Genomic DNA, 25024 nt, shown 5'->3' with positions numbered 1-25024 from the left:
GCTGTCGCGTCGCTGATTGTGACAGCAGTCAACCGTTGAAGGCGATTCCTTCGCGACGCCTCTCAGTCGACCTTGGCGACGCAGGCGACGTGGTCGCCCGCCTCGATAGGCGGATTGGCACACATAGGTCCTGGAAAGCATCGCTTCGGCCAGAATGTCCCTGGTCACGCCATGCGATGGCGGATGGTCCGGCGACAGGATCAGGGTTCTGGTTGGCTAGAGCGGCGTACCGTTCGGCACTTCACGCCCGCGCGCGTGATCGGCAAGCACTTCATCGGCCACGTGCCAGGATTTTTCAAACTCGACGGGGTTGATGCCGATGTATCCGCCGACCGTGATCAGCGCTTTGCACATCATCGCTTCGTCGGCGGGAAGGTCGGCGCAGAACGCTTCCCGGCTTTTGCCCTCGAAAAGCGTCCAGGCAATTGCCAGATCACAGGCGGGATCGCCCTTTTCCACCTCATCTCGTCGCTAAGATAGAAGCCTCAGCTGCCAATCTCGACCGGCCTGACCGCAAGATCACTCCTGCGTGGCGACCAGTCGGCTGACAAGCGCCGTGTCGATGTTCAGATTGCTGACCATGGACCTGGAGCGATTTATTTGAACTCTCCGAAAACCGCTTGCCGCTGTCGCTACGCGAACCTTCGGTCTAGCGCGGAAACTCGAGCCCCATCTCGCGATAGCGCTCGGGGTCGTCGCCCCAGTTCTCGCGCACCTTGACGAACAGGAACAGGTGCACCTTCTGTTCCAGGATACCGGCTATTTCCATGCGTGCCGCCTGGCCGATGGCGCGGATGGTCTCGCCCTTGTGGCCGAGCACGATCTTCTTCTGGCTGTCGCGCTCGACATAGATGGTCTGGTCGATGCGCACCGAGCCATCCGGCTTCTCTTCCCATTTCTCGGTCTCGATATGCGAGGAATAGGGCAGTTCCTGATGCAGCCTGAGATACAGCTTCTCGCGCGTGATCTCGGCCGCGAGTTGGCGCATCGGCAGGTCCGAGATCTGGTCTTCCGGATAGTACCAGGGGCCGACCGGCAGAGCCTCGGCCAGATAATCGAGCACGTCCTTGCAGCCGGAACCGGTCAACGCCGACACCATGAAGGTGCGCTTGAACGGCACCCTTTCGTTGGCTGCCGCCGATAAGGCCAGCAGCGCCTCGTGCTTGACCCGGTCGACCTTGTTGAGGATCAGCACCATCGGCTGGCGCACATCCTTCAGCCGCTCGAGGATGGCGTCGGCGTCGCCCCTGATGCCGCGTTCGGCGTCGATCAAAAGCAGCACGATATCGGCGTCCTTGGCGCCGCCCCAGGCGGTGGTCACCATCGCCGTGTCGAGCCGCCGCTTTGGCTTGAAGATGCCGGGCGTGTCGACAAAAACGATCTGCGCATTATCATGCGTGGCGATGCCGCGCACGATGGCGCGGGTCGTCTGCACCTTGTGGGTGACGATCGACACCTTGGCACCGACCAATTGGTTGACCAAGGTCGACTTGCCCGCGTTGGGCGCGCCGATCAGCGCGACAAAGCCGGAATGCGTGGCGGCTGCGGTCGCCGGCTCTTCGGTGGCGGTCATGCCGCACTCCCTTCACTTGAGCGCGCGCGCTCCGGTTTTTGGGCCGACGTGGTGGCCCAGACGCCTTCGCGCACAAGAAATGCCGAAGCCGCCGCTTCTTCGGCAACCCTGCGGGAGCCGCCAGTACCGCTTATCGGCGCAAAGCCGCGGACCTGCAAGGACACGGTGAAGACGGGCTGGTGGTCCGGGCCTTCTCGTTTCTCGATCACATATTCAGGGCGCGCATCGCGGGTCTTGGCAATCCATTCCTGCAGATCGGATTTCGGATTGAGCGGCTTTGCGATCACCGTATGCGAGCGCGGTTCCCAGTAGCGCAGGACGAACCGCCGCGCGGCCTCGATGCCACCGTCGACGTAAACCGCCGCGATCAGCGCTTCGACCGCATCCGCCAGATAGTTTCCGCCCGAGCCACGCGACCGCATCTTCAAGGCGGAATCGGCGCGGACCAGATCCTCCAGCTGCATTTCGATGCCGATTTCGGAGCATGTCCGCGCATCGACCAGCGCATTGAAGCGCGGCGCGATTTCACCTTCCGGCGCATCGGGAAATTTCTCGAAAAGCATATCGGCGACGACAAGCCCAAGCACGCGGTCGCCAAGGAATTCCAGACGCTGGTTGTTGCTGGCCGCCTTGACCGCACTGGAATGCGTCAAGGCGGTCTCGAGCAAACGGATATCCTTGAAGACGTGACCGGTCTTGGCCTTCACCAAACCGGCCAGAGTTTCGCCCGTCGGACGCTTCAAAGCCATCAATTGACGAAGTGGAACAGGCGCGAAGCGCGCATCAGCGACGGCCATTTCCAGATTTCGAGAGGGCTCGCCTTGCCGGCGATCGAGAAGAAGACAAGATTGGCGCGGCCAACCAGATTTTCCGCGGGAACGTAGCCGACGGTGAAACGGCTGTCGGCGGAATTGTCCCGGTTGTCGCCCATCATGAAATAGTGGCCGGCCGGCACGTCGAATTCGCGGGTGTTGTCGCCGATCGAGTTCGAATTCAGATCGAGCGTGTCGTAGCTGACGCCGTTGGGCAAGGTCTCACGATAGACGTCGATCGGGCGCGATTCCTCGGTGATGTCGGGATTGTCGATCTGGCCTGTTTTCACGCGCGGCACGCCGACGCCGTTGATGAACAGCTGGCCGTCCTTGACCTGGATCTTGTCACCCGGCAGGCCGACCACGCGCTTGATGTAGTCGACGGACGGATCAGGCGGGAACTTGAAAACCGCTACATCGCCGCGCTTCGGCTCGGAGCCCCAGATGCGGCCTGAAAAAATATCGGGTCCGAAAGGCAGCGAGTAGCGCGAATAGCCGTAGGACCATTTGGTGACGAACAGATAGTCGCCTTCCAAAAGCGTCGGCCGCATCGATCCCGACGGGATCGAAAAAGGCTGGAACAGCAGCGTGCGGATGACCAGGGCGAGCAAAAGCGCCTGGACGATGACGCTGACGGTCTCGCCAAGCCCGCCGGATTTCTTCTCGGATTTTTCAGCCACGCTCATGTCGTCCTCGATTGTGCGTTGGATGGTATAGAGTCTCGGCGCGCGCTGGGCAACGTCAATGCCGGTCGTCAGAGGCAATCAATGTGGCGCTTCTTCGACGGGCAGCGCCTCGATGATCACAAAGGCTTGAGCGAGCGGGAAATCATCCGTGATGGTGAGGTGGATCGCCGCCCGGTGGCCCTTTGGCAGGATTTTGTCCAGCCTGGCCTGCGCTCCTCCCGTCAGCGCCATGGTCGGCGCGCCACTGGGCAGGTTGACGACACCCATGTCGCGCCAGAACACGCCCTGCGCCAGACCGGTGCCCAGCGCCTTGGCGCAGGCCTCCTTGGCAGCGAACCGCTTGGCATAGGAGGCAGCACGCGCCCGCCGGTTTTCGGAGCGGGCCTGTTCGATCTCGGTGTAGATTCTCTGGATGAAGCGCTGGCCGTGACGCTCCAGCGACTTTTCGATGCGTCTGATGTCGATCAGGTCGCTGCCGATGCCGATGATCATCGCGCGGTGGAACCGATGCTTGCGCCGGGATGGGACGATTGCGCATGCCGGCTTGCACGCTCGGCCAGACGCTTGCGCCGCTGTTCGCGGAAAGCGTTCATGCCCCAGCGCGTGATGGCGTAGAACAGCAGCCCGAAGGCGAGCCCGAGCGGAACCGCGCCGATCAGCATCGGTTCGAGGACCGGTTTCCACAATTGCGCGAAGGAGAGATTATGCAGCATCTCGCCCAGATGTGCCGGCGGCCCATGCGTCGGCAGGCGGTCATGCAGGATGAGCTTGCCCGTTTCCCACGACGCGCCCCATAGCAACGGGAAGGTCAGCGGGTTGCCGAAAAAAACCGCGCCGAGAGCGGCCGCCACCAGATTGCCGGCGATCACCCAGCACAGGAGGGCAGCGATGATGAAATGGAAACCGACGGGAAAGAATGAAGCGAAGACACCGGCCGCAACACCGGCCGCAACCGCATGCGGTGTGGCCTTCAGCCGCAGGATGCGCTTGGAAAAATACTGAAGCGAGCGCGAAAACGAGCGGCGCGGCCAAAGGTAGGTACGCACCCGCTCATAAAAGCCATCAGGCTTGCGGCGTCGAAAAAGCACTCTGTTCCCGTTCCACAGCGCCCGCAACGGCACCTTCAGCCGGGCGTGGCAGCCACATCTTGCGCTTGACGATCACCCTATGGCAATCGCCACCTTATATAACGACGCGCTGGCGCAAGAACAACCAAACACCTTCTGTGCGCCGCGCTTGTCGCCGCCCTTCGGGGCGGCAGGTCTTGCTTCGAACATCGGATAATCGCGGCGAATTTAGGGAACCGGCAGTCGCATCGCCGAAAGGCGCATCGTCGCCGGCGGCTACGGCAGGTATTCGCTGACCTCGACCAGATTGCCGTCTGGGTCACGGAAATAAACCGACATCATCGGACCTCGGGCCCCGATACGTTCAACCGGGCCGAGTTCCACCACCACACCATTGGCCGCGAGCCGGGCACGGACCTCATCCAGTGGCCGGTCGGTGATCAGGCAGAAATCACCTGATCCTGATGTCGGCGACTTCGCCTTGGGCTCGAAAGTGCGGCCGACCTCATGCACATTGATCTTATGGGTACCGAAAGCCAGCGCCGTCGGCCGATCCGCCGCGTCGATGCGCTCAAAACCCAGCACGCGCTGGTAAAACTCACAGGTCACTTCCAGCGAAGCGACCGTCAGCACGAAATGATCGATGCCGGCGACCATTTCCAATCTGTCTTCACGCATGTCGCTTTCCCCAAAACCGCCGCACATTGTTGGGCGAAAAAAATGCCCCGTCAGATGTTGCGGCTGCCGGGCTTGATCGCCGGGATGGCGGCAAGCTCCGGCGGCAGCCGGTCGGCCGGATAGGCCGGGACCTCATACTCGGCAAGCGCGATGAGCGGCACACCGACATCGGTCTTGCCGGCCGAACGGTCGATGATGCAGGCCGCGGCCGCCACCTCGGCGCCAAGATCGCGCAGGCACTCGATGGTCTCACGGATCGACAGGCCAGTGGTGACGATGTCCTCGACGATGACGACACGCGAGCCCCTGGCGATCTCGAAGCGGCGCAAGCGGAACTCGCCCCCTTCCCGCTCGACCCAGATCGCCGGCACGCGGAGATGACGCGAGGTCTCGTAGGCTGGGATCAGCCCTCCGATCGCCGGGCCGACGACATAATCAATCTTGCCTGGCACGCCAGCGCGTATCTTCTCGGCCAACGCCTTGCACAGAAGCTCGGTCTTGTCGGCATGCATGAACACGCGCGCCTTCTGCAGGAAGACCGGACTGCGCAGGCCCGAGGTCAAAATGAAATGCCCTTCCAGAACAGCACCCGCCTCGCGGAAAATGCCCAGCACTTCATCGGTGTTCATGTCTGCCTCTTTTTGATTGACCATGACTTTGTCCGAAACCGGAGCATGGTCTAGCCATTGACGCGTCTTGCGTCGCTGACGCTCGAATTGTCCTTGAGCTGCGACAGCAGCCGGTTGAGGTGCTTGAGATCCCAGACTTCGAGATCGATCAGCATTTCGGTGAAGTCGGGAGCAGTGCGCACCATCGACAGTGTATGGATGTTGGCGTCGTTCGAGGCAACCACCTGCGCTATATCGGCGAGTGACCCCGGCGCGTTGATGGCGGTGACCGATACGCGCGCCGGAAAGCGTTCCTTGGTGCGCTCGTCGATGTCCCAGCGCACGTCGATCCAGCGTTCGGGCTGATCGTCGAACGCCTGCAGCGCCGGCGACTGGATCGGATAGATGGTGATGCCGGTGCCCGGCTGGACGATGCCGACGATGCGATCGCCAGGCACCGCCCCTTCCGGCGCGAAGCGCACCGGCAGATCGCCGCGCACGCCGCGGATCGGCACGGCGCCATCGCGTGGCTGGTCCTTGTCCTTGCGCGCGGCACGACCCGGAATCTGGAACAGCATGCCGGCGGCATTGCGGATCTTCGACCAGCCCTCCTCGCGCGGCTTGGGGACGGCCGTGGTGACGCGCTCATCCTTGTAGTCGGGGAATACCGCCTTCATGACGTCGGTGGAGGCGAGCTCGCCGCGCCCGACGGAGGCCAGCACATCCTCGATGTCCTTGCGCGCCAGCCTGTGCAGCACCTGCTTCAGGCTCTCCTTGGTGAAGGTCTTGCCGGCACGCTCGAAGGCGCGTTCCAGGATGCGGATGCCGAGACCCGAATATTGCTTGCGGATGGCATTCTTGGTGGCACGGCGGATGGCCGAGCGCGCCTTGCCGGTGACGACGACCGATTCCCACGCCGCCGGCGGAACCTGTGCCTTGGAGCGGATGATCTCGACCTCATCGCCGTTCTTCAGCTCCGTCATCAGCGGCATGATGCGGCCGTTGACCTTGGCACCGACGCAGGTGTCACCGACATCGGTGTGCACCGCGTAGGCGAAGTCGATCGGTGTCGCGCCGCGCGGCAGCGCAATCAACATGCCTTTCGGGGTGAAGCAGAACACCTGGTCCTGAAACAGTTCTAGCTTGGTATTTTCGAGGAAATCCTCGGGATTGTCGCCTTCGGCAAGCTGCTCGATGGTGCGCCGCAGCCAGGCATAGGCGTTGGTTTCCTTCGAAATCGCGTGGGCGGCGCCATTCGTCTTGCCGCCGGTGTCCTTGTAGATCGAATGGGCAGCGACGCCGTATTCGGCGATCTTGTTCATCTCTCGGGTGCGGATCTGCAGTTCGACACGCTGGCGCGACGGGCCGACGATGGTGGTGTGGATCGACCGATAATCGTTCTGCTTCGGCGTCGAGATGTAATCCTTGAAGCGGCCCGGCACCATCGACCACGCGGTGTGGATGGCGCCAAGCGCCCGGTAACAGTCCTCGACCGTATCGACGACGACGCGGAAGCCGAAAATATCCGAGAGCTGCTCGAAGGACAGTGCCTTGGCCTCCATCTTGCGGAACACCGACCACGGCTTCTTCTGCCGGCTCTTCACGCCGGCGTTGATCGCATGCTTCTCGAACAGCGTGGACAGCGCTTTTTCGATGTCCGTCAGCACGCCCTTGTTGCGCTCGAAGATTTCGGCAAGCCGTGCGGTGACGGCGCGATAGGCCTCCGGATTGATGAAGCGGAAGGCGATCTCCTCCAGCTCCTCGCGCATGCCTTGCATGCCCATGCGGCCGGCCAGCGGCGCGTAGATATCCATCGTCTCCTCGGCGATGCGCAGGCGCTTGGCTTCCGGCATGTGGTCGAGGGTGCGCATATTGTGCAGGCGGTCGGCGAGCTTGACCAGCAGCACGCGGACATCTTCTGAAATCGCCAGCAGAAGCTTTCTCAGGTTTTCCGCCTGCTCGGCCTTCTTCGAGACGAGATCGAGCTTCTTCAGCTTGGTCAGGCCCTCGACCAGCTTGCCCATTTCGGGGCCGAACAGATCGTCGATCTCGGCCCGTGTGGCGGTCGTGTCCTCGATCGTGTCGTGCAGCAGGGCGACCGCGATCGTCGCCTCGTCCATATGCATCTCGGTGAGGATGGCGGCGACTTCGAGCGGGTGCGAGAAATACGGGTCGCCGGAAGCGCGCTTCTGGTGGCCATGCTTCTGCATGGCATAGACATAGGCCTTGTTGAGCAACGCCTCGTTGACGTCAGGCTTGTAGCGCTGGACGCGCTCGACAAGCTCATACTGACGCATCATGGGCGGGATCTCGCGGTGCTGAAATGATTGATGCGCCGCACTAGCGTACGGCGCATCCCATAGATAGCCACGAAACTGACTGGACGGAAGTGCCGGAAACGTATTCCAGGCAGGTCCAGAGCGCTGGCTTAGTAGTCGTCGCTCTTTTCCGGCGGCACCAGGCCCTCGATGCCGGCCAGGAGGTCTTCCTCGGTCATCCGGTCGAAGGTGACGTTCTCCTCGGTGTCATCGGCGTCGGTGGCCGCAACGGCGGCGCCGGTCTGATCGGCAATCGCCTCGCCGTCGGCTTCGGGCTCGTCGACCTCGACATGCTTCTGCAGCGAATGGATCAGATCTTCCTTGAGGTCGTCGGGCGAAAGCGTCTCATCGGCGATCTCGCGCAGCGCCACGACCGGGTTCTTGTCGTTGTCACGCGGCACGGTGATCGGCGCGCCCTGGCTGATCTGGCGGGCGCGGTGGCCGGCCAAGAGCACCAGCTCGAAGCGGTTGTCGACCTTGTCGATGCAATCTTCAACGGTTACGCGGGCCATGGATTGCCCCTTTCATGCGATGGATTTGATGGAAAACAGGCGCGGTCCATAACCCGAACGCCGCCAAAATACAAGCATCATGGCAATGGCCGGGCTGCATGGCGCCCAAACCTTGGTTCAAACACCCGATTTGGCAAAACCTGTCTGTGGTTATGTGTTCGGTGTCCCGATCACAATTGCTTGCAGTACAGCACGCACCCTTGGATTGCCGCGAAACTGGCGCTATCTCGGATGGCATGGAGGTCAGCCGGTTTATTATGAGCCTGACCGAACGCTATCGCATTTCGTTTAGACGGCCGTTTATTTCGAGAAGGAATATTTTCCATGTTCGACCCTCGTGAAAAAATCGCCCTATTCATCGACGGCGCCAATCTTTACGCGACGTCGCGTGCACTCGGCTTCGACATCGACTATCGCAAGCTCCTGTCGAGCTTTCAGAAGCGCGGCTATCTGTTGCGCGCCTATTATTACACGGCGCTGGTCGAGGATCAGGAATACTCCTCGATCCGTCCGTTGATCGACTGGCTCGACTATAATGGCTTCAAGGTGGTCACCAAGCCGGCCAAGGAGTTCACCGACTCGACCGGTCGCCGCAAGATCAAGGGCAATATGGACATCGAGCTTGCGGTCGATGCGCTGCAGCTCGCCGATGTCGTCGACCACTACGTCATCTTTTCCGGCGACGGCGACTTCCGCACGCTGGTCGAGGCGTTGCAGCGGCGTGGCCGCAAGGTGTCGATCGTCTCGACCATGGCCTCGCAGCCGCCGATGATCTCCGACGACCTGCGCCGCCAGGCCGACCATTTCATCGACCTGATGACATTGAAGAACGAGGTCGGCCGTGATCCCTCCGAGCGGTCGGTGCGGCGGCCCGAGCCGGCCGAAGTCGACGAGGACGATTACTGAGGCCAGTCGCCTTGACCGCCCTTTCCGCCTCCGAACCCGGCCGCGATTGCCCGCTCTGCCCGCGGCTGCATGACTTCATCGCCGAATGGCGGCAGCGCGAGCCGTCCTGGTTCAATGCGCCGGTGCCGACTTTTTTGCCTCCCGAAGGTGACGCGACGGTCCAACTGCTGATCGTCGGGCTGGCGCCCGGCCTTCGCGGTGCCAACCGAACGGGCCGCCCGTTCACCGGCGACTATGCCGGCGACCTGCTCTACTCGACGCTGATTTCGCACGGTTTTGCACGCGGCGAATTCAAGGCCAGACCCGACGACGGATTGGAGCTTGTCGGCACCGCGATCACCAACGCGGTGCGCTGCGTGCCGCCGGAGAACAAGCCGGTGGCCGCAGAGATTGCCACCTGTCGGACATTCCTGGTGCCGACGATCGCGCGGTTCCCCAATTTGCGCGCCGTGCTGGCACTGGGATCGATCGCGCACCAGTCGACCGTGCGGGCACTGGGTGGGCGCGTCGCCGCCTACCCGTTCAAGCATGGCGGGCAGCTGCCGGCCGGTGGCGTCACGCTGTTTTCGAGCTATCACTGCTCACGCTACAACACCAATACCGGCGTGCTGACCGAGGCAATGTTCGTCAGCGTTTTCAGCCAGATAGCGGCGTTCTTGGGCAAGTAGGCACGATAAGCAATCAGCTTCTCCCCTTGACAATAGTCAACCATGGTTTACAGTTACCATGATGCAGGTTTTCGAAACCGATACATTCAAACGCTGGCTCGAAGACCTCCGCGACGCGCAAGCAAAAGCCCGCATTGTTCGGCGCATCGACCGACTGACTGTAGGCAATCCGGGAGACGTCAAGCCCGTTGGCGAGGGCATAAGCGAAATGCGGATCGACGATGGTCCTGGCTATCGCATCTATTTCCTCCAAGCAGGCAACTTGTGCGTGCTGCTCCTTTGCGGTGGCGACAAAGGAACGCAAAGCAGAGACATCGCAGCCGCAAAAAAACTCGCCAAGGAATGGAAGGACAAGGCAATATGGCAATGAAAGTCACAGCCTTTGACGGGGCCGAATATCTCGACACTCCAGAGGCAATCGAAGCATATCTGGCAGCGACGTGCGAAGATGGCACCGCAGCGGAGATTGCTCATGCGCTTGGCGTCATTGCGCGTGCGCAGAACATGACGAGACTTGCCGAGAAAGCCGGTATGACGCGACAGGCTCTCTACAAGGCCCTGAGCGGCGAAGGGAATCCCGAATTCGCAACGATCATGAAAGTGGCCGAGGCGCTTGGTCTGAAACTGACCTTCGTGAGCGCGCAGGCAGGACGGAACGCTGCGTAACACGAATCAGCGCGCCGACATTTGGTTCTCCATCTCGCCAGCGGAATTCGTCTGATCAAGGTGCAGCGAACAGCTCGGCCAATTTCTCCGGCCCACCCTGCAGCACATTCAGGTCGACATCGCCGTTGATGCCGTCGACGCGACCCCTGTTGTGGTACTGCCAGTAGACCCAGTCGTCGCGATCCGGCTCCAGGAGCAATGAGCGGAGCCAGAGCGGACGGGCAGCAATCCGCGCTGCATACGCTTCCGCTGCGTCGTCGGTCAGATAGACCACCGCCGGCTTGCCGAACGCCGCCTCGACTGGAGCGAGGAACGCGGCCAGTTCGGCGTTCAATTGTTCGGGCGTCGGCCGCTGCGGGCAGTTGCCGCCGAATTCGATATCGACCACGGGTGGCAGCAGGGGCTGATCGTGCGGCACCACCGAGATGAAATTCTTCGCCTGGTCCGCACCCGGCCGGCAAAAGGTGAAAAAGTGATAGGCGCCGACGGCGAGACCGGCGGCCCGGGCCTCTTCCAAATTCCGTGCGAAAGCATCATCGACATGATCGCCGCCTTCGGTCGCCTTGATGACGGCAAAGGCGACATCGTCGGCGGCTACGCGCCGCCAATCAATCTGGCCCTGATGATGGGAGACGTCGATGCCCCTGACCGGATATTTATCGCGATCCGGCGAGAATGTGCGGAAGTAGAGATAGCCGCCTGCCGTGATGAGGCACACCGAGACCAGGCTCGCTAGACCGAAAAGAACAATCCGGTTCGTCAAGCGAATGGCCCCAGCCTACCCACGCTCTTTTAAGAGCCGGCCCTTCTCGCGCGACCAGTCGCGCTGCTTCTCGGATTCGCGCTTGTCGTGCAGTTTCTTGCCGCGGCCGACGGCGAGCAACAGCTTGGCGCGACCCTGGTCGTTGAAATAGATTTTCAGCGGCACCAGCGTCATGCCTTCGCGGTCGACACTCTGCGACAGTTTCGCCATCTCGCGCTTGTTGAGCAGCAGCTTGCGGCGCCGGCGCGGCTCATGGTTGAAGCGGTTGGCCTGCAGATATTCCGGCAGATAAGAGTTGATCAGCCAGATCTCGCCGCCTTCGACCGAGGCATAGCTGTCTTGGATGTTGGCTTGGCCCTGGCGCAGCGACTTGACCTCGGTGCCGGTCAGCACCAGACCGGCCTCGACCGTGTCGAGCACCTCATAGGAAAACCGCGCCTTGCGGTTTTCCGAAACGGTCTTGTTGTTGGGATCGGCTTTTCTGACTTGATTCATGATGCGGAGAGGTGGCGCCTCATCCCTAATTAATCAAGCCGGCGTGCTTCATCGCCGCATCGATCTTGTCGGCGGTCGACTGTTCGACCGTCATTAGCGGCGAACGCAGCACATTTTCGACCTTGCCCAGCTTCGACAGCGCATATTTCGCCCCGGAAACGCCAGGTTCGATAAAGATCGCCTTGTGCAGCGGCAGCAGACGATCTTGCAATTCCAGTGCCTTGGCGCTGTCGCCGGACAGCGTCGCCTCCTGAAATTCCGCGCACAGCCGCGGCGCGACATTCGAGGTCACCGAGATGCAGCCGACGCCGCCATGCGCGTTGAATCCAAGCGCCGAAGCATCCTCGCCCGAAAGCTGGATAAAATCCATGCCGCACGTGGCGCGCTGCTCGGAGACCCGTTCGACCTTGCCGGTGGCATCCTTGACGCCGACAATGTTCTTGAAGTCGTGCGCAAGCCGCCCCATCGTCTCCGGCATCATGTCGATCACCGAGCGCGGCGGGATGTTGTAGATGATGATCGGCAGCTTGGTCGCCCTGGCGACCGCCGCGAAGTGCTCGTACAGGCCGCGTTGTGTCGGCCTGTTGTAATAGGGCGTGACAACGAGTGCAGCATCCGCACCGGCCTTCTCGGCATACTGCACGAGGCCGACCGCTTCCTCGGTGTTGTTGGAGCCGGCGCCGGCGACGACCGGAACGCGGCCCTTGGCCACCTCGATACACACCTTGACGACCTGGCGGTGCTCGTCATGCGACAGCGTCGGCGACTCGCCGGTGGTGCCGACCGGCACCAGTCCAGTCGTGCCCTCGCCGAGTTGCCATTCGACGAATGCGCGAAAGGCTTTCTCGTCGAAACGCCCGCTCTTTTCGAACGGTGTCACGAGCGCAGTAAGCGAGCCTCTCAGCATATCGTCCAACTCCTTGGCACTTCTATTTTGTGTCGGTGTTTTGTCGTGCGCGCCTTCTAGCCGAAAGCGAAGCGGCGCACCATAGTCTCGACATGGTTGCGCGGCAAGCATTGCCATGGTGCCAGCAAGCGCAATTCGAACAGCCTCGCTAACTCTTTGTTTACGGGCTCTTCACGACCTAAGTTTAGGCTTTGAGGCATCTTCGCCAGCTTGTGGAATGCCAGGACAAGGAAAGACTTAAGGATCATGCCGAGCGGTCGGCCTCACATTCTCGCGCTGCTTGGCGCCACGCTCGCGCTGATGCCGGGCATGGCGATCAGTGGTAGCGTGGACGTACGGGTCACCTCAGCCATTCCGATGCCAGGCGCGGCAATTGCGCTGCCTGACCTGCAGGGCAGGACCCTACAGCCCTTGCCCGACGTCGCCCCCTTGAAAAGCGGGCTGGATGCGTTGGCGGCGGGCGATAGTCCCCGCGCTCGTGGTGTGCGCGATGGCCTTCCCGCTCAGTCGCTCGACCAGCATATCCTTGCCTGGGCGATCGCGCTTTATGGCGGCGACAAGATTCCGAGCGGCGATATCACTGCTGCGGCCAAGATGCTGCCCAATTGGCCGGGCACCGTCGTCCTGCGCAAAAACAGCGAACGCGCACTCTATCGTGAAAATCCCGCCCCCGATGCCGTCATTGCGGCATTCGACGGCGGCCAGCCGCAGACATTCGAAGGCGTGATGGTTCTTGCCCGCGCCTATGTGACGTCAGGCAATATCAAGGCGGCACGTTCGGTGCTGTCGCCCTTCTGGCGCACCGCGATCCTGGAGGCCAGGGACGAGGCGGCGCTGATCAAGGAATTCGGCAGCTTGATCCCGGCCGCCGACCACCGTTTTCGCATGGAGCGCATGTTCTATGCCGACCGCGCGAATTCCGCCTTGCGCGTCGCCGGCCTGGCCGGTGCCCAGCAGCTCGCCGAGGCCTGGGCGGCAGCCGACAAAGGCGACAAGAACGCCGCCAAACTGCTGAAGGCGGTGCCGGCGGCGCAGCGTTCGGCCGGCTACTTCTTCGCGCAGGCCGAATATCTGCGCAAGCAAGAGAATTTTGCCGGGGCCGCCGCCATTGTGATGCAGGCGCCGACCGATCGCGACGCTCTCGTCGATCCGGATGCCTGGTGGGTCGAGCGCCGGGTGCTGTCGCGCGAATTGGTCGACCAGGGCGATATGAAGGCCGCGTACAAGATCGTCGCCACACACGCCGCCGAAAGTGCCGCCAATGCGGCAGACGCCGAATTCCATGCTGGCTGGTACGCGCTGCGTGGCCTGAACGACCCAAAAACCGCGGCCAGTCATTTCGCTCGCATCGCGGACCTCGCCCAGGGGCCGATGACGCTGTCGCGCGCCTATTATTGGCTCGGCCGTGCCGCGGAAGTCGGCGGTCCGGGCAATGCCAAGGACTATTTTGCACGCGCCACTGCCTATGGCACGACATTCTACGGCCAGCTTGCCGCCGAACGCGTGGGCCGGCAGGCGCTGAACATCGTCTATCCCTCGCCAAGTGCAGCCGACCGGCAGAATTTTGCCGGCCGCGAGGCCGTCAGCGCCATCAAGCGGCTGCAGGAGGCGGGCTACGACCGCTATGCCGAGACGCTCTATCGCGACCTTGCCGGGCAGTTGACGAGTCCGGGAGAACTGGCGCTGCTGGCTGTCCTTGCGGAAAAGCAAGGGAACCATTTCATGGCGCTGAAAATCGGCAAGATCGCCGGGGCGCGCGGCATCGATGTCGGCGCATTGTCGCATCCGCTCGGCGTCATTCCCGATTCGGCCGACATTTCCGGCTCGGGCAAGGCGCTGGCCTATGCGATCGCCCGCCAGGAAAGCGAATTCAACATCGGCGCCGTGTCGAGCGCCGGCGCGCGCGGGCTGCTGCAGCTGATGCCGGGAACCGCAAGGCAACTGGCGAAGAAGGCCGGGCTGCAGTTTTCGCAAACACGGCTGACCACTGATGCCGGCTATAACGCGACGCTTGGTTCGGCCTTCCTCGGCGAACAGCTCGACCGCTTCAACGGCTCCTACGTGCTGACCTTCGCCGGCTACAATGCCGGCCCCAACCGGGCCAGCCAATGGGTGGCCAGGTATGGCGACCCACGCGGCAAGGACATCGACGCGGTCGTCGACTGGATCGAGCGAATTCCCTACACGGAAACAAGAAGTTACGTTCAGCGCGTGATGGAGAATTACGAAGTCTACAAGATGCGTATTTCGGGTAAATATGACATCGTGGGAGATCTGGTGAACGGGCGGAGTTGAGGCTTTCTGTCCTTCTCCCCTTGTGGGAGAAGGCAAAAGAGCCTTTCATTTGACCATCCCTGCCCTCGCCTGTAGCTGTCCAGATCGGTACAGCGAGATCGAACATTCTGATGGCAAGCGAGCAAAGTTTCTCCGACTTCTTCTTCAGCGCACCCGATGGGCTACGCCTTCATGCGCGCATCTATGGTGAGGCCAATACCGGATCCTGGCCGGTTGTCTGCCTGCCTGGCCTGACCCGCAACGCCAAGGATTTTCACGAGCTGGCGCTCTATCTGTCGACGGATGCGGCAACTCCGCGAAAGGTCATCGCCTTCGACTACCGTGGGCGCGGGCAGTCAGCCTATGATCCCGACGTCAAAAATTACAATGTCGGCGTGGAGGCTGGCGACATCCTGGCCGGGCTGACGGCGCTGAACATCGGAGGAGAAGCGGCCTTCATCGGCACCTCGCGCGGCGGGCTGATCATCCATGTGCTCGGGATGATGCGGCCATCCGTCCTGAAAGCCATTGTTTTCAACGACATCGGGCCGGTGATCGAGACGGCCGGACTTGCTCATATCCAGTCTTATCTCGAGCGCGACCCGGCACCGAAAACCCGCACACAGGCGGCCGCCGCCCAGCGCAGCGTGCATGGCGAAGACTTCCCCGCCCTTGCCGGCCCCGATTGGGATCGGATGGCATGGGCTCTCTACCGCGAAACGGATGGTGGGCTGGTGCCGGATTTCGATCCGAAGCTGGTGGATACCGTGGCGAGCCTCGATCTGACGCAGAAGCTGCCTGATCTATGGCCTCAATTCGAGGCGTTGGCGGCCATCCCGTTGCTCGCCATACGTGGTGCCAATTCGAGATTGCTGTCCATGGACACGCTCAAGCAGATGAGAGAGCGCCATTCCATGATCGAGACGATCACTGTCGAGGGCCAGGGCCATGCGCCATTCCTCGATACCGGCAGCCTGCCGAGCGACATAGCCGCTTTTCTCGACCAAGCCGAGCGGAAGAATATCCCCACGTAAATCCCATGACCAAACAAAGTCACGGGATAGCTACAATACTATAAGCAGAATTCTTCAGCCTACTTGGCTTTTGAATTTTTCCGAGCCGCTTTCGGCGACTCTTTTGCGGCGGCGGCTGCCTCATCCCTCTTTTTTCGCCCTGCCGTCGGCGACGAAGGCGTCGTCACGGGCGAAGAAAACATGGAGCCTTCAGCGCGATTGCCGCCCGGCTGAGTCGATCGAGGCGTTTCCAGCACGATGACGCAGCCATCGAGATCGTTGGTGGCCAGATGCGCGTAGCGCATGGTCATCGACAACGTCTGGTGGCCGAGCCACATCTGCACGCGCCGGATGTCGATGCCGCCCTGGACAAGGCGCGAGGCGCAGGTATGGCGCAGTATGTGGGGTACCACCTGGTCGTCGGCGCCGAGGCCGACTTCGGCCTTCGCGTCGTTCCAGATGGCACGAAACTGTGCCTGGCTGAGCTTGGTGAACGGTCCTTTGGGCCGGCGACCCTCAGTGGGAGGCAGCTTGATGACTTCTTTGACTCGCTCGGTCATTGGAATGGTGCGGCTGCGGCCGGATTTGGTGATCCAGAAACTGACGCGATGCTCCTGGATATCGTTCCAGATCAGCCCAAGCGCCTCGCCGAGACGGCATCCGGTGTCGACCAGGAAGACGGAAAGCCTGTAGGCATCCTCGCTGCGGTTCTTGATGGCGGCGAACAGGCGCGCCTCTTCGTCCCTTTCGAGGAAGCGAATCCGACCCGCCCGCTCCTTCTGGCGGCGGAACTCGGGCAGGCTGTGGATATCTCCCATCTTGTGAGCCTTGCGCAGCAGTTTGCTGAGGGCAGCCATTTTTCGATTGATGGTTGCGTTGCTGTTGCCGCGCTGGCGCAAGGTGCCGATAAGGTTGTCCAGGGTACTTTGGTCAAAGGCGCTGAAACGCTCCCCAAGGAGAATCTCGTCTATTTCGCCGATGAACGAGCTGACATTATACTTATGCCGCCCATCATCCCATAATATGTCCCGATATGCTGAAAAAAGATCTCCGACCCGATGCGACTTTACTTCTCTAATCTTGTTGTAGGTGTATCGAATCTTCGGACTTTGAGAAGAAAACATCGAAAAATGATCAGAGGTCTCGCCCTCTTGAATCGCTTCGTTCGTCATCATTTGCCACACCCCCGAGTGGGATAGGTCAGCCCTACCCGCTTGGAAGCGTCCTTTCAAGAGATTTTAATCACGCAGTTGTGATTTCATCCGCCCATCAGCGGATCCCACGAAATCACCCCACGGATTTATTCAGCTACCGTTACCCCCATCCTTCCGTTTGCCTTGATCCAGTCACGAAACAAAAACAGCCCGGGCGTTGTGCGCCCGGGCTGGATTTCACCTGTAAGGAACCAGCCCTTAGAACGAGCGCTGGAAGCGGAGGATACCGCCGATGCTGCTGTCATCGTCAGCGCCGGTCCAGTTGGACGCCGGGAAGCTGCCCGCATTGACGTAGTCGACTTCGGCCGTGACCGTGAAGCCGGGAACGACGTCATAGGCGATATTCGCCGCGATGCCGAGGTTCTCGTCTTCATCATACGACACCTGGGCGTTGAACGAGGTCTTCTCGTTGAACTTGTAGGTGCCACCGCCCCAGACTGCCCAGTTGCCGCCCCACAGCTTGTACATGGAGCGACCACCGCCGAAGTCGTTGATATTATCATCAGTGCCGTAGCCACCCATGATAAACAGCGAAAGTTCATTCGTGGCGTTCACATCCAAACGAACCTTTCCAGCAACTTCTTCGTAATTGCTGTCATAAGCAATGACACCGCTGATGCCACCCCAACCCTGCGTCCACTTCACGCCGCCAACGACATGAGGGACGTAGCTGTCGATCGTGAAGTCGCCATAGCCTTCTTCGAGAGAGACCACAGCCGAGAAGCCGTTCCCAGCGTCGAAGTAGTACTGAATCACGTTCGTGTCGAAGCCACCATAAGGAACGAGCGTATCCTGGATGACGTTGCCAGCATAACCGGTAAACGTATCGAACGCCGATTCGTCCTTACCGACGCGCAGGCCACCGAGCTGGATCCAAGCGAAATTAAGCGAAATGCCCTTATTGAAGGCTTCGTCGCTAAAATTCGTGTTGCCGAAATTGATACGAGTCTCGGTGTAGGTCTTCAAGGTACCGAGTTCGGTCTCCTGGCCGGTCCAGGTCTTCAGCGTGAAGCGTGCATTTTTTCTCCAGGTATCCTGGACGTCACCATCCATCCGGTCGATAGCACGAGCACCATTAAACGAACCAATGTCACCAGCGCCGATGTCATAACGGACATAGCCGCCGATGCGCAGGCAGGTTTCGGTGCCGGGGATGTAGAAGTAGCCAGCGCCGTAGACGTCGCAGATCTTGACGTATTCAGCGGGTTCCGGCTCGGCGACGACGACGGCGTCGGCGGCGCGCGCACCGGAAACTGCGATCAAGGCCGCAGCGGAGCCGAGGAGAAGGCTNACCGGAAACTGCGATCAGGGCCGCAGCGGAGCCGAGGAGAAGGCTCTTGATGTTCATTTTCTGACCTCCAGTCAAAAGTTAAAAAACGGGTCTGGGTATTCTTTGCTGAAGGACAGCGTTCCCTGCCCCATCCCCACTACCGAAAAAGATGCGCACCGCGCCGCTCCTTCGAAATCGACATTACCCATGAGGCGGCGGCGTTCAACCACGATCGTACCGGCGAAAGGGCTGCCTGGCTGCTATCCCCCGGCGTTGTTGCACAAATGACACGATTTGGCCTCACTCAGAAAGCTCTCGTTAACCATCAGGCCCGCCGCACCCCCTTGTTTGCCGCCGAATCCGGCGAAGGGCCGTCGGAATCATGGCAAGCTCCCGAGTCGCTAGCCAGGAAACAACCGCAGAACCGCCGCATCCATGGAAGGCCACGGTTCAGTGCATCTTATTTTTCCATATAATGATGCAGGCTTGTTGATTGTGCCGGCGCTTTTCTTTATCCACCGGCGCAACGGAGAGGTGGCCGAGTGGTCGAAGGCGCTCCCCTGCTAAGGGAGTAGAGGTCAAAAGCTTCTCGTGGGTTCGAATCCCATCCTCTCCGCCATCCTGCTTCGCTCTTCGAGCTTCGCAGGACAAGTCCAGACCTCTGCGCGAAGCAGGATGCCCTCCGAAGCCTCGGCGAAGGAGGGCTAAAACCCTAGCAAAACAAGGTTTTCTGCTTGCACTGTGCGCTTCGCAGGACAAGTCCAGACCTCTGTGCGATCCCAGCAAAAGCAGGGGTTGGCGGGCCGCCTTCCCCGAGCCAGGATACTCGCTTGGTTAAGGGGGTGGCTCGTGTGGTACGTATACCTGCTGGAAAGCAAGGCTACGGAAGGTGAGCGCTACATCGGCGTGACTTCAGACCTGAAGCGCCGACTTGCCGAACATAACGCCGGAAAATCCAGCCATACATCCAAGTTCATGCCATGGCGGATCGTCACCTATATCGCCTTCTCGAATCGAGCCAAGGCGACCTCGTTCGAACGTTATCTCAAATCCGGCTCCGGACACGCTTTCGCCAGCAAACGTCTTTGGTGATTGTTCGCGCGACGGCGGAAAATCCAGTATATTTTCGAAAAACTCTGGAGCCTCAATCACTTAACGCATAAAAGCGGTTTGCCGGTTCCGCTGTTTCGTTCGATTCTGACTGGAGGTCAGAAAATGAACATCAAGAGCCTTCTCCTCGGCTCCGCTGCGGCCCTGATCGCAGTTTCCGGTNTGACTGGAGGTCAGAAAATGAACATCAAGAGCCTTCTCCTCGGCTCCGCTGCGGCCCTGATCGCAGTTTCCGGTGCGCGCGCCGCCGACGCCGTCGTCGTCGCCGAGCCGGAACCCGCTGAATACGTCAAGATTTGCGACGTCTACGGCGCTGGCTACTTCTACATCCCCGGCACCGAAACCTGCCTGCGCATCGGCGGCTATGTCCGTTATGACATCGGCGCCGGCGACGTCGGCTCGTTCGATGGTGCTCGCAGCAACGACGTGCAGGACGGCAAGAACCAGGGAGCCTGGTACAAGAACACCCGCTTCACGCTCAAAACCTGGACCGGCCAGGAGACCGAGCTCGGTACCTTGAAGACCTACACCGAGACCCGCTTCAATTTCGGCAACAGCAACGGTGATCCCGACTTTGGCCCGAACGATGCGCACAACAAGGACGTATCGCTGAACTTCGCCTGGATCCAACTCGGCGGTCTGCGCGTCGGTAAAGACGAATCGGCCTTCGATACGTTCATCGGCTACGCCGGCAACGTCATCCAGGATACGCTGGTTCCCTACGGCGACTTCGACACCAACGTCGTCCAGTACTATTTCGACGCAGGCAATGGTTTCTCGGCCGTGCTCTCGCTCGAAGAAGGCTCGGGCGCTGGCTCTGTCGACGATCTCGGCAACGGCAAGTATGGCGTTGGCACGATCGACAGCTATGTTCCCCATGTCGTCGGCGGCGTGAAGTGGACCCAGGGCTGGGGCGCGATCACCGGTGTCGTTGCGTATGACAGCAACTACGAAGAAGTCGCTGGCAAGGTTCGCTTGGATGTGAACGTTTCCAACGAGTTGTCGTTGTTCATCATTGGTGGCTATGGCACCGACGATAACCTCAACGACCCGACCTACGATCAGCCCGCGGGCGGTCGAGGCTTCTACAAGCAGTGGGGCGGCAACTGGGCAGTTTGGGGCGGTGGCACCTACAAGTTCAACGAGAAGACCTCGTTCAACCTTCAGGCGTCTGCTGATGACTGGAAGAACGTCGGCGTCGCAGCGAACGTTGCCTATGACATCGTCCCCGGCTTCACCGTCACGGCCGAAGTTGACTATCTTCACGCCGGCAAGTTCGATGAGGGCAGCACGGATAACGTCGCCTGGACTCCGGCCGACAAGAAGAACAGCGTCGGCGGCCTGCTCCGCTTCCAGCGCTCGTTCTAATACATTTCGACTTGTCGAAATCGAAACCTGGCGGGCAACCGCCGGGTTTTTTCAGGACGTTGTACGACCATCGGATGCGGTGCTGATTCGGTATTAACAGCGAAAGTCTCGGACGCATTGCATGCACCCGCAAAGCTCGTCGGCAAATTACGGATTGGACTATTTGTCCGCTAGATCGCCCAACGCATCAATCAGCGTCTGAATTTCGTTTTCATAATTCTTCCAGCGCTTGACCGACGATTTGTAGATCGGTTGGCGGACCTGCCAGCGGCTGGGTGTGTTGACCGAACCATCCCTGTCGAAAAAACGCAGGCAGGCGTCATCCCAGGGCAAACCAAGGTAATCTATGAGGCGGCGTGACTGCGCTTCTTGATCCTCGACCAGCGTTTCGTAGCGGTTTTCGAAAATCAGGCCTGGAAAAATCTTATCCCAATGCCGCATCAGGCGGTCATATTCGCGATAATAGAGGCCCAGTGTTCTCAGATCGCTATTGTAGCTGTGCCCCTCGCTGAAGTTCTGGACAAAACAAGACACGCAATTGTCGATGGCGTCACGGCGGCAATGAATGATGCGCGCGCCAGGAAAAAGAAGACCAATAAGTCCGATCAGCTCAAAATTGTGCGGCGTCTTGTCCACCACCCGAAGTGCGGCAGGCGCTCGTTCCCTCAGATAGGACAGATGCTCTTCGGCCAGTGTTCTGGAGAGGTCCGCCGTGATCGACATGATCGGCCGGCTCAGATCTCCAGCCGATGACGTTTTGAGGCCAATCGCATTCGCAACTCGCCGAAGTTTGCTGAGTTCCCCTGCCCCATGAACATCGGGATGGCTGCCGCAGATCTGTTCCGTGAGCGTTGTCCCCGAGCGCGGCATGCCAACCACGAACACCGGCGCGTCCGAAGAATTTCCATACCCTGCCTTGGCGGCCAACATATCCGGCGTGAAGGTCTCAATCATCGAATCGACCCAGCGACGGTACAGTTCGATGTGGAACTTGTAGCCGGAAGCCTTTTTCGCCTCGTTGAAATGATCGAACGCTTCTTCATAGCGCTTGAGGTCATTCAGCACCTTACCGGCAGCGAAATGAAGCTTCTGAGCGCCGTCTGAATCAAGCTTGGGATTGCGAAGTTCAAGAAGGATGGATTGGAGTTCCACCGGCTCTTCGGTGAACTTCTGTGTCTGTACAAGATCGTTGTAAGCAGCGGGAACCGCGACGCGACGCTTGATTGTTTCCTTCAAGTGGGCGGAGGCGCTGTCCATGCGCCCCAGGCTGGTTAGCGCGCTGGCCAGTCCGACCAGCACCTTAGGGTGATGGCGGTTGATCTTCAGCGCCTTCTCGTAGACCGGCAAAGCCATGTCGGGTTTGCCAAATTCATTGTAAGCGCGCCCCAATGCGCAAAGCGCATCGACCAGATCCGGCTTCAACTGCAGCGCGTGCAGCATATGCTTGATTGCCGACGAATATTCCCCGACCTTCACATAGGCCTCGCCCAGGCTGAGGTGGTAGTAAGGGTTTTTCGGTTCCTCACCGACGGCCCTGGCGAAATATCGCAAAGCCGCCTCATCGTCGTAGCCGAGGCAAATGGTCCCCAGGATATACAGAGCGAGCGGATGATTTGGCGTGCGCGACAGAACTCGAAGGCACAGGTCTTGAGCCTCGTTGAGCCGTTTTGCCTGCTGGAAAGCGTATGCCTGTTTCAGCAGCGCTTCATCGACCTGCGCATGTGAAGGCGAATTTGCCACCGGCAAATTGGCTTGCGGTTTCGGCGCGGGACCGGGCTTGATGTGCTTGGACCAGGCAGGCGGCAGACGATTGTTCATTGCGTGTCGCTAGCAAAAAGGGACGAAAGAATCCAGCGCTACGGATCTGCCCAGCGGCAACTTGCACCGACCCATCCGGCGCGCTAGCAAGAAGGCCCTTTCAAGCGAGCTTCCACCATGCACCAGCGCCCTCCCCTCATGCCGCTCATCGCAGCGCTTCCCTCGACGGTGCCGTTTGTCGGCCCCGAAGCGCAGGAGCGCGAGAGTGGCCGCGCTTTTCGCGCCCGCGTTGGCGCCAATGAGAGCAGTTTTGGTCCCTCGCCGCGCGTCATCGCCCGCATGGCCGAGATCGCCGGCGACATGTGGATGTATTGCGATCCCGACAATCACGATCTGAAGGCGGCGGTGGCCGCGCATCACGGCGTAAAGGCCGAGAACGTCGTTGTCGGCGAAGGCATAGATGGCCTGCTCAGCCTGGTGGCACGCATGTATGTCGCGCCCGGCGATGCTGTGGTCACGTCGCTCGGCGCTTATCCGACCTTCAACTTCCACATTGCCGGTGTCGGCGGGCGGCTGGTGACAGTCCCTTACGAGAACGACAGAGAAAGCCTGGATGGCCTGCTGGCGGCGGTGCGCAAGGACAGGGCCCCGCTGGTCTATCTCTCCAACCCCGACAATCCGATGGGCAGCTGGTGGGAGGCGAGCGAGATCATCCGCTTCATCGAGGCGCTGCCGCAAACCACCATGCTGGTGCTCGACGAGGCCTATGGCGAACTCGGACCGGCCTCGGCGCTGCCGCCGATCGATACCTCCAGGCCAAACGTCATCCGCATGCGCACCTTCTCGAAGGCTTACGGGCTGGCGGGCATACGTTGCGGCTATGCGATCGCCGAGGCTCAGGTGATCCGCGACTTCGAGAAGATCCGCAACCATTATGGCGTCAGCCGCATGGCGCAGATCGCCGGCGTCGAGGCGCTCGCCGATCAGGACTATCTCAGAAGCGTGGTGGCGCGGGTCGCGGCCGGCCGCCGACGCATCGCCGGCATTGCCGAAGCGAACGGGTTGAAGCCACTGGCGTCGGCGACCAATTTCGTCACCATCGATTGCTGCGGCGATGGCGCCTTCGCGCTGAAAGTTCTGCAAGGCCTGCTGTCGCGCGACGTGTTCATCCGCAAACCGATGGTGCCACGGCTCGACCGCTGTATCCGCGTCAGCGTCGGTCTCGATCACGAACTCGATATTCTTGCCGAGGAGTTGCCTGGCGCGCTGGCAACGGCGCGGGGGAACTAGAATCGCGTCTGCAAGCAGCCCAGCAGCAAAAGCTGCCTACAAATCCATTTCCCAGGTCTGGCCGGTCAGATCCTTGCCGAAGCTGTGGTGGTGCTCCTGCGAGACCAGCGTGAAGCCGGCACGTTCGTAGATTGCACGCGCCGCAACGAGGATGTCGTTGGTCCACAGCACCAGCTTGGTGTAGCCGCAAGCTCGAGCCCGGTTCACGCATTCCGCGACCAGTCGTTTGCCGATGCCGAGGCCGCGCGCCGACGCCTCGACATGCAGCATTCTCAGCTTGGCCACCTTGTCGTCCTGATGAACAAGGAACACCGCGCCGACCGGCTGACCACCGCGCTCGGCGATCCAGCAGAAATCGCGGCCGGGCACGAAATTGCGAATGAAATCGGCGCCGATCTCGGCGAGCATGGCCTCGAACTCGATCGTCCAGCCATATTCCTCGGCATAGAGTTGGGCCTGGCGCTGCACGACCCAGCCGACATCGCCGACGCGATGCGGCCGCAACGTCACCTCGCTGCTTTCACGGGTGGGGTCGCCCAGCAATTCCCCCGCCTTGCGCAAGGCGCTGCGCAGTTCATGCAACCTGTCGTCGGGGACGCTTTCGATCAGCCGCGCCGTGTCCCGATCGGCCGCCGCTTGCAGTCTGGCAAGCGCTGCCTCGCCTCGTGAGGTCAGCGAGAGGACCCTTCGGCGCCGGTCAGCCGGGTCCGTTCTGGCCTCGGTCAGCCCCTGGCCCGCGAACTTGCGCAGGATCCGCGTCAGATAGGCGGCATCGACACGCAACTGTCTTGATATTTCGGAGGCCGCCGGGCCATTCTCCAGCCGAAAAGCCCCAGCCAGGAAACCTCGCTCGCCCGCGATTTCGGCGGAAGCCGGGTTGCTGCGGTGACCCAGTTCGAACAGCACGCGCGCCTCGGTCAAAGTGAATGCACTTTGTGTCAGCGTCTCGTCGAGAAGGCCGACGGTGCGCGTGTAGAAGCGATTGAAGCGCCTGACATCGGCCACCAATGCGTTGCGTTCGTCCAACATCCGCAGCCAACTCCCAATAAGGCAGCTCCATTTTTCAAA

General features: G+C 60.7%; 26 protein-coding genes and 1 tRNA gene. 10 read left to right on the top strand and 17 right to left on the bottom strand.

The genetic code is table 11. The annotated features are described in order from the left end of the window. Window positions 1-216: 216 nt before the first annotated feature. The 10 genes from X735_RS143290 to rpoZ form a co-directional block, all read right to left on the bottom strand. Window positions 217-459 carry a hypothetical protein gene (locus X735_RS143290; protein ID WP_023812872.1) on the bottom strand — a complete coding sequence of 81 codons (243 nt, stop codon included), beginning with the start codon at window positions 457-459 and terminating at the stop codon, window positions 217-219. A gap of 190 nt (window positions 460-649) precedes the next feature. Then, a complete protein-coding gene (era, locus tag X735_RS143295) occupies window positions 650-1573 on the bottom strand; it encodes a GTPase Era (protein ID WP_023812871.1) in 924 nt (307 codons plus the stop codon). Continuing rightward, complete coding sequence (rnc, locus tag X735_RS143300; RefSeq protein ID WP_023812870.1) at window positions 1570-2322, bottom strand: ribonuclease III; 753 nt, start codon at window positions 2320-2322, stop codon at window positions 1570-1572. Before rnc ends, era begins: the two co-directional genes overlap by 4 nt. After that, window positions 2322-3071: a signal peptidase I gene (gene lepB, locus X735_RS143305; protein ID WP_023812869.1), complete on the bottom strand. Its 750-nt coding sequence runs from the start codon at window positions 3069-3071 to the stop codon at window positions 2322-2324. Before lepB ends, rnc begins: the two co-directional genes overlap by 1 nt. 78 nt (window positions 3072-3149) lie before the next feature. Continuing rightward, the gene (gene acpS / locus X735_RS143310) at window positions 3150-3563 is read right to left on the bottom strand and encodes a holo-ACP synthase (protein ID WP_023812868.1); all 414 of its coding nucleotides are present in this window, start codon (window positions 3561-3563) and stop codon (window positions 3150-3152) included. Continuing rightward, entirely contained in the window at window positions 3560-4159 is a 600-nt protein-coding gene (locus X735_RS143315) for a DUF2062 domain-containing protein (protein WP_023812867.1), read from the bottom strand. The genes acpS and X735_RS143315 overlap by 4 nt, the downstream gene beginning before the upstream one ends. 255 nt (window positions 4160-4414) lie before the next feature. Then, window positions 4415-4816 carry a VOC family protein gene (locus X735_RS143320; RefSeq protein WP_023812866.1) on the bottom strand — a complete coding sequence of 134 codons (402 nt, stop codon included), beginning with the start codon at window positions 4814-4816 and terminating at the stop codon, window positions 4415-4417. A 50-nt stretch (window positions 4817-4866) separates the two neighbouring features. After that, entirely contained in the window at window positions 4867-5445 is a 579-nt protein-coding gene (pyrE, locus tag X735_RS143325; RefSeq protein WP_023812865.1) for an orotate phosphoribosyltransferase, read from the bottom strand. A 50-nt stretch (window positions 5446-5495) separates the two neighbouring features. After that, complete coding sequence (locus X735_RS143330) at window positions 5496-7724, bottom strand: bifunctional (p)ppGpp synthetase/guanosine-3',5'-bis(diphosphate) 3'-pyrophosphohydrolase (RefSeq protein WP_023812864.1); 2229 nt, start codon at window positions 7722-7724, stop codon at window positions 5496-5498. Window positions 7725-7852: 128 nt separating this feature from the next. After that, entirely contained in the window at window positions 7853-8254 is a 402-nt protein-coding gene (gene rpoZ, locus X735_RS143335) for a DNA-directed RNA polymerase subunit omega (protein ID WP_023812863.1), read from the bottom strand. 324 nt (window positions 8255-8578) lie between these two features. Between rpoZ and X735_RS143340 the strand changes: the two genes are divergently transcribed. From X735_RS143340 to X735_RS143355, 4 genes are read left to right on the top strand one after another with little or no spacing between them, the layout of a single operon-like run. Beyond that, the gene (locus X735_RS143340; protein ID WP_023812862.1) at window positions 8579-9160 is read left to right on the top strand and encodes an NYN domain-containing protein; all 582 of its coding nucleotides are present in this window, start codon (window positions 8579-8581) and stop codon (window positions 9158-9160) included. Between the two features lie 11 nt (window positions 9161-9171). Further along, window positions 9172-9828: a uracil-DNA glycosylase gene (locus X735_RS143345; protein WP_023812861.1), complete on the top strand. Its 657-nt coding sequence runs from the start codon at window positions 9172-9174 to the stop codon at window positions 9826-9828. Window positions 9829-9886: 58 nt separating this feature from the next. Then, window positions 9887-10198: a type II toxin-antitoxin system RelE/ParE family toxin gene (locus X735_RS143350; RefSeq protein ID WP_023812860.1), complete on the top strand. Its 312-nt coding sequence runs from the start codon at window positions 9887-9889 to the stop codon at window positions 10196-10198. Then, window positions 10189-10494 carry an addiction module antidote protein gene (locus tag X735_RS143355; protein WP_023812859.1) on the top strand — a complete coding sequence of 102 codons (306 nt, stop codon included), beginning with the start codon at window positions 10189-10191 and terminating at the stop codon, window positions 10492-10494. Before X735_RS143350 ends, X735_RS143355 begins: the two co-directional genes overlap by 10 nt. A 55-nt stretch (window positions 10495-10549) precedes the next feature. On the opposite strand, the gene X735_RS143360 is transcribed toward X735_RS143355, so the two are convergent. The 3 genes from X735_RS143360 to dapA are packed head-to-tail and all read right to left on the bottom strand — an operon-like array spanning window position 10550 to window position 12659. Beyond that, window positions 10550-11257 (bottom strand): GH25 family lysozyme, encoded by a 708-nt coding sequence (locus X735_RS143360; protein WP_023812858.1) that lies wholly within the window; start codon window positions 11255-11257, stop codon window positions 10550-10552. A 15-nt stretch (window positions 11258-11272) separates the two neighbouring features. After that, window positions 11273-11752: an SsrA-binding protein SmpB gene (smpB, locus tag X735_RS143365; protein ID WP_013532594.1), complete on the bottom strand. Its 480-nt coding sequence runs from the start codon at window positions 11750-11752 to the stop codon at window positions 11273-11275. A gap of 25 nt (window positions 11753-11777) precedes the next feature. After that, window positions 11778-12659: a 4-hydroxy-tetrahydrodipicolinate synthase gene (gene dapA / locus X735_RS143370; RefSeq protein WP_023812857.1), complete on the bottom strand. Its 882-nt coding sequence runs from the start codon at window positions 12657-12659 to the stop codon at window positions 11778-11780. A 246-nt stretch (window positions 12660-12905) separates the two neighbouring features. Between dapA and X735_RS143380 the strand changes: the two genes are divergently transcribed. Together X735_RS143380 and X735_RS143385 are read left to right on the top strand one after the other, a co-directional pair. Further along, window positions 12906-14954 (top strand): lytic transglycosylase domain-containing protein, encoded by a 2049-nt coding sequence (locus tag X735_RS143380; RefSeq protein ID WP_023812855.1) that lies wholly within the window; start codon window positions 12906-12908, stop codon window positions 14952-14954. Window positions 14955-15064: 110 nt separating this feature from the next. Continuing rightward, entirely contained in the window at window positions 15065-15967 is a 903-nt protein-coding gene (locus tag X735_RS143385; RefSeq protein ID WP_023812854.1) for an alpha/beta hydrolase, read from the top strand. Between the two features lie 59 nt (window positions 15968-16026). Here X735_RS143385 and X735_RS143390 read toward each other — a convergent pair whose 3' ends face one another. Beyond that, complete coding sequence (locus X735_RS143390) at window positions 16027-17121, bottom strand: site-specific integrase (RefSeq protein WP_023812853.1); 1095 nt, start codon at window positions 17119-17121, stop codon at window positions 16027-16029. Window positions 17122-17358: 237 nt separating this feature from the next. Beyond that, the gene (locus X735_RS07685) at window positions 17359-18423 is read right to left on the bottom strand and encodes a porin (RefSeq protein WP_023812852.1); all 1065 of its coding nucleotides are present in this window, start codon (window positions 18421-18423) and stop codon (window positions 17359-17361) included. A gap of 535 nt (window positions 18424-18958) precedes the next feature. Between X735_RS07685 and X735_RS143395 the strand changes: the two genes are divergently transcribed. The 3 genes from X735_RS143395 to X735_RS143405 all read left to right on the top strand — a co-directional run bounded on the left by X735_RS143395 (window position 18959) and on the right by X735_RS143405 (window position 20908). After that, a tRNA-Ser gene (locus tag X735_RS143395) sits at window positions 18959-19049 on the top strand. Window positions 19050-19279: 230 nt separating this feature from the next. Further along, the gene (locus X735_RS143400; RefSeq protein ID WP_023812851.1) at window positions 19280-19522 is read left to right on the top strand and encodes a GIY-YIG nuclease family protein; all 243 of its coding nucleotides are present in this window, start codon (window positions 19280-19282) and stop codon (window positions 19520-19522) included. 198 nt (window positions 19523-19720) lie between these two features. Beyond that, on the top strand, window positions 19721-20908 hold the full coding sequence (locus X735_RS143405; protein WP_023812850.1) for a porin: 1188 nt from the start codon (window positions 19721-19723) through the stop codon (window positions 20906-20908). Between the two features lie 159 nt (window positions 20909-21067). Here X735_RS143405 and X735_RS143410 read toward each other — a convergent pair whose 3' ends face one another. Further along, window positions 21068-22726 (bottom strand): sulfotransferase, encoded by a 1659-nt coding sequence (locus tag X735_RS143410; protein ID WP_023812849.1) that lies wholly within the window; start codon window positions 22724-22726, stop codon window positions 21068-21070. Window positions 22727-22843: 117 nt separating this feature from the next. Between X735_RS143410 and X735_RS143415 the strand changes: the two genes are divergently transcribed. After that, window positions 22844-23956, top strand: coding sequence for a pyridoxal phosphate-dependent aminotransferase (locus X735_RS143415; protein ID WP_023812848.1), 1113 nt, complete (start codon window positions 22844-22846; stop codon window positions 23954-23956). 36 nt (window positions 23957-23992) lie between these two features. On the opposite strand, the gene X735_RS143420 is transcribed toward X735_RS143415, so the two are convergent. Continuing rightward, window positions 23993-24985 (bottom strand): helix-turn-helix domain-containing GNAT family N-acetyltransferase, encoded by a 993-nt coding sequence (locus X735_RS143420; RefSeq protein WP_023812847.1) that lies wholly within the window; start codon window positions 24983-24985, stop codon window positions 23993-23995. Window positions 24986-25024: the final 39 nt, after the last annotated feature.

Origin of the sequence: Mesorhizobium sp. L2C084A000 (genome assembly GCF_000502875.1) — a bacterium.
In the GTDB taxonomy this organism is placed as follows: domain Bacteria; phylum Pseudomonadota; class Alphaproteobacteria; order Rhizobiales; family Rhizobiaceae; genus Mesorhizobium.
The sequence above is the reverse complement of the archived record's forward strand: the minus strand, read 5'-3'. Positions and strand labels throughout refer to the sequence as shown.

Coding starts and splice junctions, on each gene's coding strand:
- X735_RS143340 (WP_023812862.1), top strand. CDS start 8,579: ATGTTCGACCCTCGTGAAAAAATCGCCCTATTCATCGACGGCGCCAAT.
- X735_RS143380 (WP_023812855.1), top strand. CDS start 12,906: ATGCCGAGCGGTCGGCCTCACATTCTCGCGCTGCTTGGCGCCACGCTC.
- X735_RS143420 (WP_023812847.1), bottom strand. CDS start 24,985: ATGTTGGACGAACGCAACGCATTGGTGGCCGATGTCAGGCGCTTCAAT.
- dapA (WP_023812857.1), bottom strand. CDS start 12,659: ATGCTGAGAGGCTCGCTTACTGCGCTCGTGACACCGTTCGAAAAGAGC.
- rpoZ (WP_023812863.1), bottom strand. CDS start 8,254: ATGGCCCGCGTAACCGTTGAAGATTGCATCGACAAGGTCGACAACCGC.
- X735_RS143330 (WP_023812864.1), bottom strand. CDS start 7,724: ATGATGCGTCAGTATGAGCTTGTCGAGCGCGTCCAGCGCTACAAGCCT.
- rnc (WP_023812870.1), bottom strand. CDS start 2,322: ATGGCTTTGAAGCGTCCGACGGGCGAAACTCTGGCCGGTTTGGTGAAG.
- X735_RS143390 (WP_023812853.1), bottom strand. CDS start 17,121: ATGATGACGAACGAAGCGATTCAAGAGGGCGAGACCTCTGATCATTTT.
- X735_RS143355 (WP_023812859.1), top strand. CDS start 10,189: ATGGCAATGAAAGTCACAGCCTTTGACGGGGCCGAATATCTCGACACT.
- era (WP_023812871.1), bottom strand. CDS start 1,573: ATGACCGCCACCGAAGAGCCGGCGACCGCAGCCGCCACGCATTCCGGC.
- smpB (WP_013532594.1), bottom strand. CDS start 11,752: ATGAATCAAGTCAGAAAAGCCGATCCCAACAACAAGACCGTTTCGGAA.
- X735_RS143385 (WP_023812854.1), top strand. CDS start 15,065: ATGGCAAGCGAGCAAAGTTTCTCCGACTTCTTCTTCAGCGCACCCGAT.
- X735_RS143410 (WP_023812849.1), bottom strand. CDS start 22,726: ATGAACAATCGTCTGCCGCCTGCCTGGTCCAAGCACATCAAGCCCGGT.
- lepB (WP_023812869.1), bottom strand. CDS start 3,071: ATGAGCGTGGCTGAAAAATCCGAGAAGAAATCCGGCGGGCTTGGCGAG.
- X735_RS143415 (WP_023812848.1), top strand. CDS start 22,844: ATGCACCAGCGCCCTCCCCTCATGCCGCTCATCGCAGCGCTTCCCTCG.
- pyrE (WP_023812865.1), bottom strand. CDS start 5,445: ATGAACACCGATGAAGTGCTGGGCATTTTCCGCGAGGCGGGTGCTGTT.
- X735_RS143405 (WP_023812850.1), top strand. CDS start 19,721: ATGAACATCAAGAGCCTTCTCCTCGGCTCCGCTGCGGCCCTGATCGCA.
- acpS (WP_023812868.1), bottom strand. CDS start 3,563: ATGATCATCGGCATCGGCAGCGACCTGATCGACATCAGACGCATCGAA.
- X735_RS143320 (WP_023812866.1), bottom strand. CDS start 4,816: ATGCGTGAAGACAGATTGGAAATGGTCGCCGGCATCGATCATTTCGTG.
- X735_RS143350 (WP_023812860.1), top strand. CDS start 9,887: ATGATGCAGGTTTTCGAAACCGATACATTCAAACGCTGGCTCGAAGAC.